Genomic DNA, 14,173 nt, shown 5'->3' with positions numbered 1-14,173 from the left:
GCGACACGCCACGCAACCCGCAGTCAGGTTTGTCAGGGGTTTCACCGTAAGACCAAAGTCTGGGGTCCCGCCACCGCCATATCCGTTGACCCCTGCCGTCCATGGGTAGAACCTTGAGCCAATCTCCTGCGAGGCGACTCGATGAAAGGTTTCTCCAAAGCCGGCTGGGCGCTGCTGTCCCTGATCGGCGCATTCTGTCTGGGCGTGGTGGCGCTACGCCGCGGCGAACACATCAACGCGTTGTGGATCGTGGTGGCGGCGGTTTCGCTGTACCTGGTCGCGTTCCGCTACTACGGCCTGTTCGTCGCCCGGAAGGTCATCGGCGTTGATCCCACCCGCGCCACCCCGGCGGTTCTGAACAACGATGGCCTGGACTACGTGCCGACCAACAAGCATGTGCTGTTCGGCCACCACTTCGCCGCCATTGCCGGCGCCGGCCCGCTGGTCGGCCCGGTGCTGGCCGCGCAGATGGGCTACCTGCCCGGCACGCTGTGGCTGATTGCCGGCGTGGTGCTGGCCGGCGCGGTGCAGGATTTCATGATCCTGATGATCTCCACGCGCCGCAACGGCCGTTCGCTGGGCGACCTGGTACGCGAGGAGATGGGCCCGGTGCCGGGCACCATCGCGCTGTTCGGCGTCTTCATGATCATGATCATCATCCTGGCGGTGCTGGCGATGATCGTGGTGAAAGCACTGGAAGGCAGCCCGTGGGGCATGTTCACGGTGATCGCGACGATGCCGATCGCGATCCTGATGGGCATCTACATGCGCTACATCCGCCCCGGCAAGATCGGCGAGATCTCGGTGGTCGGCCTGGCGCTGCTGCTGGCCGCGATCTGGTACGGCGGCAAGGTCGCCGCCGATCCGGTCATGGGCCCGATGTTCACCTTCACCGGCGTGCAGATCACCTGGATGCTGATCGGCTACGGCTTCGTGGCCGCGGTGCTGCCGGTGTGGCTGCTGCTGGCCCCGCGCGACTACCTGTCCACCTTCCTCAAGATCGGCACGATTGTCGGCCTGGCGATCGGCATCCTGATCGTGATGCCGGAACTGAAGATGCCGGCGCTGACACAGTTCACCGACGGCACCGGCCCGGTGTGGAAGGGCAGCATGTTCCCGTTCCTGTTCATCACCATCGCCTGCGGCGCAGTCTCCGGCTTCCATGCGCTGATCAGCTCGGGCACCACGCCCAAGCTGCTGGCCAATGAAGGCCACGCCGCCTATATCGGCTACGGCGGCATGCTGATGGAATCGTTCGTGGCGATCATGGCAATGGTGGCGGCCTCGATCATCGAGCCGGGCATCTACTTTGCGATGAACTCCCCGGCGGCGATCATCGGCACCGATGTGGTCCATGCCGCGCAGGTGGTGAGCAACTGGGGCTTTGCGATCACCCCGGAGCAGCTGACCACCACCGCGGCCGAGATCGGTGAAAGCACCATCCTCTCGCGCGCCGGCGGCGCCCCGACGCTGGCGGTGGGTATCGCGCAGATCCTGCATGCGGTGCTGCCGGGCGACGGCATGATGGCGTTCTGGTACCACTTCGCGATCCTGTTCGAAGCACTGTTCATCCTCACGGCCGTCGATGCCGGTACCCGTTCGGGCCGCTTCATGCTGCAGGACCTGCTGGGCAACTTCGTGCCGGCACTGCGCCGCACCGATTCGTGGGTGGCCAGCTTCATCGCCACCGGCGGCTGCGTGGCGCTGTGGGGCTACTTCCTGTACCAGGGCGTGACCGATCCGCTGGGCGGCATCAACATGTTGTGGCCGCTGTTCGGTATCGCCAACCAGATGCTGGCCGGCGTGGCGCTGCTGCTGTGCACCGTGGTGCTGTTCAAGATGAAGAAGGAGAAGTACGCCTGGGTGCCGCTGCTGCCGGCGATCTGGCTGCTGATCTGCACCACGGCGGCCGGCTTCATCAAGATCTTCTCCAGCGAACCGGCGGTGGGCTTCGTGGCCCAGGCGCACAAGTACCGTGATGCGATCGCCGCCGGCAATCTGCTGCCGCCGTCCAAGGACTTCGGACAGATGCAGCAGGTGATGGTCAACAACTACATCAACGCCGGCCTCACCGCGCTGTTCCTGTTCGTGGTGTTCGCGGTGCTGGTGTACTCGGTCAAGACCATCATGGTGGCACGCCGCTCGCCGGTGCGCACCGACCGCGAAACCCCGTATGTGGCGCTCAAGCCGCACGAGATGGACGTGTAATGGGTACCGAACTGGTCCCGGTCGGCCAGTACCAGACGTTCCGCCGCAGCTGGCGGCGTCTGGTACAGACCGCGCGCCTGTGCTGCGGCGTGCCGGACTATGACAACTATGTGCGGCACATGCAGGAGAAGCATCCCGACCGTCCGGTCATGGACTACAAGACCTTCTTCCGCGAACGCCAGGACGCCCGCTTCGGCGGCAAGAGTGGCTTCCGCTGCTGCTGAGTCCGCGGTTTGAAGAACATAGAAGGCGGGGCCATTGGCCCCGCCTTTTTTTATGACGCACATCCCTGTGCGTCACCGTCCGGCGGCCTCGCCGTGGAGAACGGCTGTCCTGCCGTTCTTTCATGACGCGCATCCGTGTGCGTCACCGTTCGGCGGCTGCGGCGTGAAGAACGACTGTGCTGCCGTTCTTTCATGATGCACATCCCTGTGCGTCACTGTTCGGCAGCTGCGCCGTGAAGAACGGCTGTCCTGCCGTTCCTTCATGTCCGCGATCTGCAAAGCCGATCACAGGGGCAGGACCGGTCGCCACAGATCCCGGTGCTAGGATCGGCCATCACCAGGGAATCCCAGGTCATGCCACCCGTGCAGTGCAACCGGAAAGGAAACTGGAATGCAGAGAAAGACCCGTGTTCTCGCAACAATAGCCACCTCGTTGCTGGTGGCTTCATGCGCAAGCAAAACGACTTCATGCATAAACAATATCGCTTCATGCGTAAGCACAATGTCTCAAGCAAAGGAGCAAGGACGAGTGGCAGCCGACATCCCGCAGAAGACCCCATTCACCGATCCAGCCGTGAAGCCGCTGGCAGATGCCATTGCTGACGGCGATATCGCGCGGATAAAGGCACTGGCGCCGACCACCGATCTGGCTGCCCGCGGTCAATACAATGTGACCCTGCTGGAATGGGCAATATGGAACCAGAAGCCCGCTTCACTCGAGGCGCTGCTGGAGGCCGGCGCCGATCCTTCCCTGATCGGCATGGATGACGAAACCGTCGTGCATATGGCCGCGATGGTCGATCCACCGGAGTACCTCGAGGTTCTGCTCAAGCACAAGGTTCCCGTCGACTACACGCGTCCGACCAATGGCTGGACGCCACTGTTCGTTGCGGTGATGTACGGACAACACCCACAACGCGACCTGCTGATCAGTGCTGGAGCGGACGTGAAACACCGCGACAACCTCGGCAATACCCTGCTTTTCCTCGCCGGCAACGACGCCGATACCGTCTTGAAACTGCTGGCGGCGGGGGTAGACCCGACCCTCCGCAACAATGCCGGGCAGACATTCCAGTCATCATTTTTCATGACACCGGAAAAACTGCTCAATGCGGAAGGGAAATCCGGAAGAGCCCAAGTCCGTAGTTGGCTGGAGACACACAACGTTCCCGTTGAACACTGACCAGCACGGGAGCGTGTCATGGAATCGACTGCATCCAGGCCCTTCTCGGCGGAGTCCGTTTCAGGAGCCAAGCCACACGCCCTGGACATGGAGTTGCCGCACGTCATTGAGGCTCTTTACGTCGACGCCCTTGGTAGACGGGACCGCCAGGCCACTGCGCCACAGCACCTGCCTTCTGGATGGTCGCGCATCGATGAAGCAGAGCTAGCGGGCAAGAGCATCGATCCTGATTTGTTGTACAACAGAAAATCCGGATTTGATGCAGGCCTCTACCGAGGCCCGGCAGGACAGGTTGTGCTTGCGTTCTGCGGAACAGATCAAGGAAAAGACTGGCCACAGAACCTGGGCCAGGGAATAGGCTTGCAAACAGAACAGTATGAAGATGCGATAGAACTGGGCCGCCAAGCGAAGAAGGCGTATGGACAAGAGCTTTTACTGACAGGGCATTCTTTGGGTGGAGGATTGGCTTCAGCAGCAGCGGTGGTAACCGACACCCCGGCTGTGACCTATAACAGTGCCGGTGTTCATAACAACACGCTCTCAAGAGAGAACATTGACCCCGCCGCTGCCAAGGAATATGCAGCCGGTGGGCTGATCCGCAGCTACAGCGTCAAAAACGAGCTGCTTACGCATCTGCAGGAGGACAGCATTCCGCTGAAATGGGCGCTGCCCGATGCTATTGGCCATCGAATCGAACTGCGCGATCCCGCTCCGCTGTCCTTTGTCCAGCGCCTTGTCCCCGGAGCAATGCTCAAGCATCGATATGACCTTCATGGTATCGCCTCGGTGATGGACTCGCTGGATCTGCAGCAGCTGCGCGATGCCGAACAAGGCAAGGCAATCAAAGCCCCGGCATCGGCCAATAGTGTAGGGAACCGGTTGTTCGAAGATGCGGTCATCCAGCTTGGACCCCAGCGGGAGAAGCTGGGCCTGAAAGACGACGTGTCCTTCCTCAACACCGCCGCGGGTATCGCCGCGCGCTCGGCGGATGATGGGCTGGACAGAATCGATCATCTGCTCGTTCACGGGGACCGCCTGTTCGCTGTCCAGGGCAACCTGCATGACCCGGCACATCGGCACAGCAACGTGGATCTGGCAGCGGCAGGGGATATGCCGATGCAGGCCAGTATCCGTCAGCTCCAGCAGTACCAGAGCCCGGTCGCAGTCGACTCGATTATTGAGCATGACCACCGTCGGCGACACTTTGCGATGGGCTGACTTGGCAATGCCCGCGATCTGAAAACCTGATCATAGGTGGGAGCCGGATCGCCACAAATCCCGGTGCCAGAACCAGTCATCACCATGCAATCCCAGGTCATGCCACCCGTGCAGTGCAACCGGAAAGGAAACTGGAATGCAGAGAAAACTCCCTGTCATCGCGACAATTGCCACCTCGCTGCTGGTGGCTTCATGCGTAAACATACAGGTTCCAGCAAAGGAGCAAGCTCGAGTGGCAGCCGACATCCAGCACAAGACTCCGTTCACCGATCCAGCCGTAAAGCCTTTGGCCGATGCTGTTGCTGACGGTGATACCCCACGGATAAAGGCACTGGCACCGACCACCGATCTGGCCGCCCGCGGCCCACACAATGTGACTCTGCTGGAATGGGCAATATGGAACCAGAAGCCCGCTTCACTCGCGGCGCTGCTGGAGGCCGGCGCAGATCCCTCCTTGACCGGGATGGATGACGAAACGGTCGTGCATATGGCCGCGATGGTGGAGGATCCGGTCTATCTGGAGACTCTGCTCGAACATGGCGCGCCCATTGATCCGGAACGTCAGAGCAATGGCTGGACACCCTTGTTCCGCGCAGTGATGCATCGCCGGCACGAACAGCGCGATCTCCTGATTGGCGCGGGGGCCGATGTCGCCCACCGCGACAAGCTTGGAAACACGCTGCTTCACACCCAAACCAACGACGCTGACACCGTAATGAAGCTGTTGGCGGCAGGCGTGGATCCAACCGTCCGGAACAACCGCGGGGAAACATTCCAACGCTCGTTCTTCATGCCCCCCGAGCATTTGCTCAACAGCAAAGGCAAAGCAGGCCGCGAGGAAGTCAGAAGGTGGCTGGTTGCCCACAACGTCGCACTCGAAAACTGACGTTGATCCTGGGAGTGCGCCATGGAGCAGGAAGCACCTTCACCAGATCCATCCCCATCAAGTTCCTTGTCTGCGCGCGGCACCTCGCCGAAGAGCGCGGATCTGGAGCTCCCGCTCGTTTTGCAGGACCTGTATGAGCTGGCGGCGCAACACCACAACAACAGTCACACGACAACAGTTTCGCTCCCCGCTGGTTGGCAACGCATAGAGGACGCCGAACTCATCCAAAGGGGAATAAACACCGCGCTGCTGCATGACAGACGCTCCGGTTTCGACGCTGGCTTCTATCGCACTTCCGATGGCAAGGTTGTTCTCGCGATGTGCGGCACCGACCAACTGCTCGACTGGAGGGACAACATCGGGCAAGGGATGGGGCTGCAGACCAAGCAATACGACACCGCAATCAAGCTCGCCTTCGAAGCCAGTGAACGCTTTGGAAGCGACTTGCTGCTTAGTGGTCACTCATTGAGAGGCGGACTTGTGTCGGCCGGGGCCGTGATCACTGATACACCGGCAGTCACCTACAACTCCGCAGGCGTCAATGACCGCACGTTCCAACGGTTGGAATTCGACCCCGCAAAGGCCAGGGAATACGCGGCAGCGGGCCTGGTTCGCAGCTACAGCGTCAAAAACGAGCTGCTTACGCATCTGCAGGAGGACAGCATTCCGCTGAAATGGGCGCTACCCGATGCCATTGATCATCGAATCGAACTCCCCGACCCCGCTCCTCTGTCCTTTGTCCAGCGCCTTGTACGGGGAGCGATGCTCAAGCATCGACTGGATCTTCATGGCATCGCCTCGGTGATGGACTCGCTGGATCTGCAGCAGCTGCGCGATGCAGAACAAGGCAAGGCAATCAAAGCCCCGGCATCGGCCAATAGTGTCGGGAATCGGTTGTTCGAAGATGCGGTTATATCCAGCTTGGACCCCAACGAAAGAAGCTGGGCCTGAAAGACGACCTGTCCTTCCTCGTTACCGCGGCACGTATCGCCGCACGCTCCGCGGAGGACGGGCGGGGCAGAATCGATCATGTGGTCCTTCAGGCAGATCGCCTGTTCTGCGTACAAGGCGAACTGCATGACCCGACACATCGGCGCAGCACTGTTGATCTGGCGGCATCCATGGACCTGCCGATGCAGGCCAGCATCCGTCAGCTCCAGCAACACCAGAGCCCGGTTCCGGCCGACACGGTGATTGAAACGGATCCCGGTCGACGGCATCTCGCGATGGGCTGATTTGACACCGGCAGCACCAAAAAGAAGGACAGCAGATGCTGTCCTTCTTTTTGACCGGGTTTCCTGCCGCTGGCAGCCGACTCAGGCCGCGCCGGCCATCCACTTGAGCATCAGTCCGGTGAGGTAGGCCAGCACCGTGCCGGTGGCATAGCCGACCGTGCCCAGCAGCACGCCCACCGGCGCCAGGCTGGGATGGAAGGCCGCCGCCACCACCGGTGCCGAAGCCGCGGCGCCGACGTTGCCCTGCGAACCGATGGCCAGGAAGAACATCGGCGCTTTCAGCAGGCGGCCGACCACGTACAGCAGCAGCACGTGGGTACCCATCCAGATCACACCCAGCAGGAACAGCCACGGACGCTCCAACAGCGAGAGCAGGTCCATCTGCATACCGATGCAGGCGATCAGGAAGTACAGGAACAGCGTGCCGACCTTGGAAGCGCCGGCCGCTTCCAGCTCGCGTGCGCGGGTGAAGCTCAGCGCCAGACCGGCGAAGGTGGACAGCATCACCACCCAGACGAACTGGTTGTCCAGCGAGGCCTGCTTGGCAAAGCTGATGTTGGCCGCACACCACGTCGCCAGCGGCGCCGCCAGCGCATGTGCCGCCCCGACGATGCCCAGACCGACGCCGACAATAACCATCAGGTCGGTCAGGGTCGGAATGCGCGCGCTCCTGGTCTGGTAATCGGCGATACGACGCTTCATGTCGTCGATGGCCGAGGTGTCGGCACCATTGCGTGCGTCGATGCCCTGCGCCCGACCGGCCAGCCAGATCAGGGCCGGCATCAGCAGGATGCTGGCACACACCACATCGACCACGGCGAACTGGCCGAAGGTGGTGGCATCGACGTTGAAGGTCTCGCGCATCGCGGCCATGTTGGCGCCGCCGCCGATCCAGCTGCCCGCCAGGGCGGCCATGCCGGCCCAGGTGTCCCCGGCCACGGTGGGCGCGTGGATCAGCTTCATCGCCTGGAAGGACACCAGCGCGCCGAGCATGATGCCCACAGTGCCGGTGACGAACATGATCAGCAGCTTCGGGCCGAGCCGGGCGATGCCCTTCAGGTCGATGGACAGCGTCAGCAGCACCAGCGCCGCCGGCAACAGCACATCGCGCGCGATGGGGTTGTAGAGCTTGGTGGTGTGGCCGTCGATCACCCCGGCGGTGTTGTAGATGGCCGGAATGAAGTAGCACAGCAGCAGCGCCGGCACCCAGGTAAAGAACTTCCGCCAGAAGCCGTCAGGGCGGCTGGCCAGATGGAAGATCAGCCCCAGTGTGGCGGCGATCAGGCCAAGCCCGACAATATCGTTGGTGATCAAAGTGGTGCTGATTTCGGTCGGCATGCAGCCATTCCTGTCGATCGAAGGGAAATAAAAACGCCACGTGGCTAACGTGGCGAGGAGGCGCCAGCCTAGCATGCAATGCATCCGCGCGGGCTACCGGGCCCACGCGCCGCTTCACCCGGCCCGGTGCCCGCAGCGCCTCATCCGGCGCCCGCCATCGCCCGCAAGGTGATCCCCACCACATAGGCCGCACCGGTGCCCACCGCGTAGCCCAGCGTGCCCAGCAGCACCCCGACCGGCGCCAGCGCCGGATGGAACGCGGTGGCCAGCACCGGCGCCGAGGCCGGCCCGCCGATATTGCTCTGCGAGGCGATGGCGAAATAGAAGAACGGCACCTTCAGCAGCTTGGCCGCCAGCCACAGCAGCACGATGTGCACGCCGATCCACAGCACGCCCAGGGCGAACAGCCACGGCTTCTGCAGCAGCGCCAGCAGATCCATCTGCATGCCGATACAGGCGATCAGGAAGTACAGGAACATCGAGCCCCACTTGGAGGCGCCCACGCCCTCCAGCTCACGGGCGCGGGTGAAGCTCAGTCCCAGCCCGACGAACGTGGCCAGCAGCACCACCCACACGAACGGCTTGTCCATGCTCACTGCGCTGGACCAGCTGACGTTGGCGGCGAACCAGGCCGACAGCGGGCCGGCCAGGCCATGGGCCAGCGCTACCGCGCCGAACGCCACGCCCGCCATCACCATCAGATCGCCGAGCACGGGAATGCGCGCGTGCCGGACCTGGTAACTGGCCACACGGTCACGCAGCTCATCCAGCGCGCGGGTATCGGCGCCGGAGCGCGCATCCAGCGCCGGCGCACGCGCGGCGAAAAAGATCAGTACCGCCATCCACACATAGCCCACGCCGACATCGACCACCGCGAACTGGCCGAAGGTGGTGGCATCGACCTCGAAGATCTCTTTCATTGCCAGCATGTTGGCACCGCCGCCGATCCAGCTGCCGGCCAGCGCCGCCATACCGCCCCAGGTGCTGCCGGCCACCGTGTCCGGATGGATGATGCCCATCAGCCAGAACGCCACCAGCGCCCCGCCCATGATGCTCAGCACCGCGGCCACGTACATGGCCAGCATCTTCCAACCCAGGCCGAGGATGCCTTTCAGATCGATGGACAGGGTCAGCAGTACCAGCGCCGCGGGCAGGAACACATCGCGCGCGACCGGGTTGTAGAGCTTGGTGGTTTCACCATCGATCAGGCCGAAGGTGTTGTACAGGCCGGGAATGAAGTAACACAGCAGCAACGCGGGCACGAAGCTGTAGAACTTCTTCAGCAGCGGCAGCGTACTGCTGGAGCTCCAGAAAATGCCGCCCAGCGTGGCGGCGATCAGGCCGAACACGATGATGTCGTTGCTGATCAATGCGCCCGTTGCCGCTGCCACCATCGCCGTGTTCTCCCCTGTTTGCCGTGACACGCCGGCGCCCACACAAAACCGCCAACAGCGGTTCTGGGCATCGCCTGCCAATAATCCGAAGAGTTCCCGCCCAGGAGGGCGGGAACAAAAAAGGGCACGTCCGTGTGGACGTGCCCTTGCGTACAACGTTACTGGCCGATGTGCTGCTTCAGCCAGCCGTTGACGGTGTCATGCCACTGCACGCTGTTGTGCGGCTTGAGCACCCAGTGGTTCTCGTCCGGGAAGTACAGGAACTTGGACTCGATACCCTGACGCTGCAGCGCGGTGAACGTGGCCAGGCCCTGCTCCACCGGGATGCGGTAATCCAGCTGGCCCTGCACCACCAACATCGGCTTCTTCCAGTTGGCGACATGGTTGACCGGGTTGAACTTCTCGTAGTTCTGCGGCACGTCGTACGGGGTGCCGCCCTGCTCCCACTCGGTGAACCACAGTTCTTCGGTGGCATAGCCCATGGCGCGCTGGTCAAACACACCGTCGTGGTTCACCAGGCACTTCCACGGCTCATTCCAGTTGCCGGCGATCCAGTTGACCATGAAGCCGCCGTAGCTGGCGCCCAGCGCACAGGCCTTGTCGCCGTTGAGGAAGCGGTACTTCTGCTGCGCCGCGGCCCAGCCCTTCTGCAGGTCTTCCAGCGGGCGGTCGCCCCAGTGCTGGCTGATCGCATCGGTGAAGGCCTGGCCGTAGCCGGTGGAGCCGTGGAAATCGATCATCACCACCGCGTAGCCCTGGCCGGCATAGGTCTGCGGATTCCAGCGGTAGCTCCAGCCGTTGCCGAAGCTGCCCTGCGGGCCGCCGTGGATCAGGAACGCCACCGGGTACTGCTTGCCTTCCTCGTAGTTGTGCGGCTTGACCACGTAGCCGTGCACGGTCTCGTCGTTCCAGCCCTTGAACGAGAACTGCTCGAAGTCGCCGAAGTCCACGCCTTCGAGCATTTCGCCGGCGCTGGGAGTGATCGCGCGCAATGTCGCCCCGACGTCATCGGCAGTGGCATAAATCACGTCACCGGACTTCAAGGTATTGCGCGAAAGCACCAACGTCCGACCGACCATATCGAACGCCGAAACGCTGCCGTCTCCGACGATCTTGCGCGCTTCGCCGCTCTGGATCTCGATAGTGAACAACGGGTGTTCACCCATGTCCTGCGCGGTGGTGTAGATCCTTTCACCGTCATCCGAAAGTACGATGCCATCGGCGCTTCTATCCCAATCGGGCGCGATCTCACGGGTCTTGCCGCTGGCCAGATCCAGCGCCATCAGGCCGAAGCGGTCCGCTTCGAAGCCCGGGCGCTTCATCGCACGGTAGAACAGGGTCTTGCCGTCGGCACTGAACACCGGGCCGGCATCCCAGGCCGGGTTGGCGGCGGTCAGGTTGACCGGTGCCTTCTTGCCGGCGGCATCGAGCCGGTACAGGTCGAAGTTGGTCGACCACGGCTCCTGCTTGCCCTGAACGCGGATGCTGGCCACCACCGACTTGCCATCGGGCGACCAGACGAAATCCTCATTGCCGCCAAACGGCTTGGACGGCGCATCGCCTGCCAGCGTGGCGCTGATCGCCGAGGCACCCTTCACCGGCGCCGCACCGGCGGCCGGCAGCGGCGCAACGAACAAGGTATTGCGGCGGCCATCATTCCAGGTGTCCCAATGACGCACGAACATGCTGTCGAACACCTGCCCGCTGGTCTTCTTCGCCTTCTCGGCGTCAAGGCGCTTGCTGGTGCAGGCCAGGTCCGAACCGCAGTCCTGGAACACGCCGGTGCTGAACAGCACGCGGTCGCCCTGCGGCGAGATGCGGTAGCTGTCCACATCCACCGGGAAGTCGGTCAGTTGGCGCGGCGCGCCACCGGCCAGCGGCATCGCGTACAGCTGCTGGCTGCCGTGCTTGCCGCTGAGGAAATACACGGTCTGGCCATCGGCGGAGACCGAGGCGGAATTGACGTTCCAGCCTTCCGGGGTGAACGGGCGAGGCGGCGCCAGATCGCGCGTGCGCAGGTCACGGATCCACAGGCTGCTGCTGGCCTTCAGGTCGGCATCGACCACGCGCTTGGTGAATACCACCTGCGCGCCGTTGCCGGTCAGCAACGGAGCGGACACCCGGTCCAGCTTGACCATGTCGCGGACTTCAAATCCGCGTGCATTGGCCAGCGAGGGCAACGCAGCAAGCAGGCACAACGGCAACAGGGCGTGACGAAGCTTCATGGGCATCTCCGAAAGAAAACGGCAAACGCCGATGGTAGGCGCCCCGGTCCGCCCGTGGCAAAGGCTTGAAGTCATGCCCGGCCAACCACCGTGAAACGCAAAGCGGGCCGGGGCCGGTTTCGCAGTAGCGCCCGGTTGCTGCAGGTCGCCCAAAACAAAGCCGCCCCGGAGGGCGGCTCTGCTATCCCTCTCCGTTCTTCCGGAGAGGCACACGGCGAAGGCGGCACGCCTTCAGCGGAAAGGCTGCTTACAGCGCGCCTTCGGCACGCTTGCCCACCCGGTAGATCAGCCAGCCGACCACGGCCAGCACCGCCAGGCCGATCCACTGCGCGGCCGGCAACTGCACCGGCACGGCCAGCACATCGGCCCGCTCGGTGATCACGATCGGGACGGCGATGGCGATACCCATCAGCGCCTCACCGGTGATCAGGCCGGCGGCAAACAGTACGCCCGGCTTGTGCACGCGGTCGCGGCCGGCTTCATCGTCGGCACGGACCTTGTGGAACCGCTCCACCAGGTGGGAGATCAGGCCACCGAGGAAGATCGGCACCATCAGCTCCAGCGGCAGGTAGATGCCGATGGCCGCGGCCAGCACCGGCACGCGGAAACGCTTGCCGGTCTTCTTCAGCCATTCGTCGATGGCGATGATCACCGCCCCCACTGCCGCGCCCATCGCGATGAACAGCCACGGCAGGTCGCCGCCGAACAGGCCGCGGGCCACCGAGGCCATCAGGTTGGCCTGCGGCGCCGCCAGCGCATTGGGATGCTCGGCAGTCGGCGCACCGATACCGTAGGCGGTGGCCAGCAGGTTCAGTACCGGCGCCATGATCAGCGCGCAGGAGAACGCGCCGATGCCCAGCATCAGCTGCTGCTTCCACGGCGTGGCACCGACGATGTAACCGGCCTTCAGGTCCTGCAGGTTGTCACCCCCAACCGCGGCGGCGCAGCAAACCACCGCGCCGATCATGATCGCGGCCACCGCGCCCAGCGGTGCGCCTCCCACGCCCACCTTCTCCAGACCGGAATCTCCCAGCAGCACCACCAGCACCGCCGAGGCGAACAGGATGGTGGAGATGGTGATGCCCGAAACCGGGTTGTTGGACGAACCGATCAGCCCGGCCAGATAGGCCGAGACCGACACGAACAGGAAGCCGGCGACAATCATGATCAGGGTCATCGGGATCGACACCAGCCACTGGCCGACGATGGCCTGGTACAGGCCCAGCAGCGGCAGCACGAAGGCGACCAGCGCGATGAGCATCCACTTCATCGGCAGGTCGCGCTCGGTGTGGTCCAGCGCCGGGCCACTGCTCTTGCGGGCGGCCGCAAAGCCGCTCTTGACGCCGTTGAGCAGCGACTTGCGCAGCGAGAACAGCGTCCAGATTCCGCCGATCAGCATCGCGCCGACGCCCAGATAGCGGATCTTGGCGCCCCAGATGGCGAAAGCCGCCTCGGCCGAGGACGCGGTGGCGATCTGCGCGGCCAGCGCCGGATCGGTGTTCACGAAGAACGCCTGATACAGCGGAATGGCGATATGCCAGGACAGGATGGCGCCGGACAGCACCACGATGCCCACATTCAGGCCGACGATGTAGCCCACGCCCAGCAGGGCCGGCGACAGGTTGGTGCCGATGAAGGCGGTGACCTTGGAGCTGCCGAGATAGGCCGACTGCGCCCAAGTATCGGGGATGAGGCGCATGCCGCTGACCGCGGCGACCTTGACCCCGGCGCCGATCACCGCCGACAGGGCGAGGATCTTCAGCCCCGGGCCCGGGTTCTCGCCGGCCTTGAGCACTTCGGCGGCGGCCTTGCCTTCGGGGAACGGCAGCGGGTCCTCGACGATCATCGAGCGCCGCAGCGGCACCGAGAACAGCACGCCCAGCAGGCCACCCAGACCGGCAATGCCCAGCACCCACCAGTACTTGAAGTCCGGCCAGTAGCCCATGATCACCAGTGCCGGGATGGTGAAGATCACACCGGCGGCGATCGACGAGCCGGCCGAGGCGCCGGTCTGGACGATGTTGTTTTCCAGGATGGTGCCGCCACCGAGCAGGCGCAGCACGCCCATCGAAATCACGGCGGCGGGAATGGCGGTGGCGATGGTCAGACCTGCGAACAGCCCCAGATAGGCGTTGGCAGCGGACAGGATCACCGCCAGCACGATGGCAAGCACCACCGCGCGGAAGGTGAGCTGCCGAGGCGCAGCGTTGTTCATGTAAAGCCCTTGAATGGCAAAAAACCGCTTCACGCTAACGCTGGCTT

General features: G+C 63.5%; 11 protein-coding genes. 7 read left to right on the top strand and 4 right to left on the bottom strand.

Annotation, left to right across the window (positions count from 1 at the left end; translation table 11 throughout):
* Positions 1-141 precede the first annotated feature (141 nt).
* The 7 genes from ACVOMC_RS04660 to ACVOMC_RS04630 all read left to right on the top strand — a co-directional run bounded on the left by ACVOMC_RS04660 (position 142) and on the right by ACVOMC_RS04630 (position 6,954).
* On the top strand, positions 142-2,208 hold the full coding sequence (locus tag ACVOMC_RS04660; RefSeq protein WP_481522993.1) for a carbon starvation CstA family protein: 2,067 nt from the start codon (positions 142-144) through the stop codon (positions 2,206-2,208).
* A complete protein-coding gene (locus ACVOMC_RS04655; protein ID WP_481522992.1) occupies positions 2,208-2,432 on the top strand; it encodes a YbdD/YjiX family protein in 225 nt (74 codons plus the stop codon). The genes ACVOMC_RS04660 and ACVOMC_RS04655 overlap by 1 nt, the downstream gene beginning before the upstream one ends.
* Positions 2,433-2,823: 391 nt before the next feature.
* Entirely contained in the window at positions 2,824-3,615 is a 792-nt protein-coding gene (locus ACVOMC_RS04650; protein ID WP_481522991.1) for an ankyrin repeat domain-containing protein, read from the top strand.
* Between the two features lie 18 nt (positions 3,616-3,633).
* Positions 3,634-4,833, top strand: coding sequence for a Tle-like phospholipase domain-containing protein (locus ACVOMC_RS04645; protein ID WP_481522990.1), 1,200 nt, complete (start codon positions 3,634-3,636; stop codon positions 4,831-4,833).
* 136 nt (positions 4,834-4,969) lie between these two features.
* Positions 4,970-5,719, top strand: a complete 750-nt coding sequence (locus tag ACVOMC_RS04640) for an ankyrin repeat domain-containing protein (RefSeq protein ID WP_481522989.1) — start codon at positions 4,970-4,972, stop codon at positions 5,717-5,719.
* 21 nt (positions 5,720-5,740) lie between these two features.
* Positions 5,741-6,670, top strand: coding sequence for a Tle-like phospholipase domain-containing protein (locus ACVOMC_RS04635; protein ID WP_481522988.1), 930 nt, complete (start codon positions 5,741-5,743; stop codon positions 6,668-6,670).
* 80 nt (positions 6,671-6,750) lie between these two features.
* Entirely contained in the window at positions 6,751-6,954 is a 204-nt protein-coding gene (locus ACVOMC_RS04630; protein WP_481522987.1) for an XVIPCD domain-containing protein, read from the top strand.
* Positions 6,955-7,035: 81 nt separating this feature from the next.
* On the opposite strand, the gene ACVOMC_RS04625 is transcribed toward ACVOMC_RS04630, so the two are convergent.
* The 4 genes from ACVOMC_RS04625 to ACVOMC_RS04610 all read right to left on the bottom strand — a co-directional run bounded on the left by ACVOMC_RS04625 (position 7,036) and on the right by ACVOMC_RS04610 (position 14,126).
* Positions 7,036-8,292, bottom strand: coding sequence for a DUF819 family protein (locus ACVOMC_RS04625; RefSeq protein WP_481522986.1), 1,257 nt, complete (start codon positions 8,290-8,292; stop codon positions 7,036-7,038).
* A gap of 140 nt (positions 8,293-8,432) precedes the next feature.
* A complete protein-coding gene (locus ACVOMC_RS04620) occupies positions 8,433-9,683 on the bottom strand; it encodes a DUF819 family protein (protein ID WP_481522985.1) in 1,251 nt (416 codons plus the stop codon).
* A gap of 161 nt (positions 9,684-9,844) precedes the next feature.
* Positions 9,845-11,911 carry a S9 family peptidase gene (locus ACVOMC_RS04615; protein ID WP_481522984.1) on the bottom strand — a complete coding sequence of 689 codons (2,067 nt, stop codon included), beginning with the start codon at positions 11,909-11,911 and terminating at the stop codon, positions 9,845-9,847.
* 247 nt (positions 11,912-12,158) lie between these two features.
* Complete coding sequence (locus tag ACVOMC_RS04610) at positions 12,159-14,126, bottom strand: OPT family oligopeptide transporter (protein ID WP_481522983.1); 1,968 nt, start codon at positions 14,124-14,126, stop codon at positions 12,159-12,161.
* Positions 14,127-14,173 lie beyond the last annotated feature (47 nt).

This window comes from Stenotrophomonas sp. STEN014 (assembly GCF_056760315.1).
The sequence above is the reverse complement of the archived record's forward strand: the minus strand, read 5'-3'. Positions and strand labels throughout refer to the sequence as shown.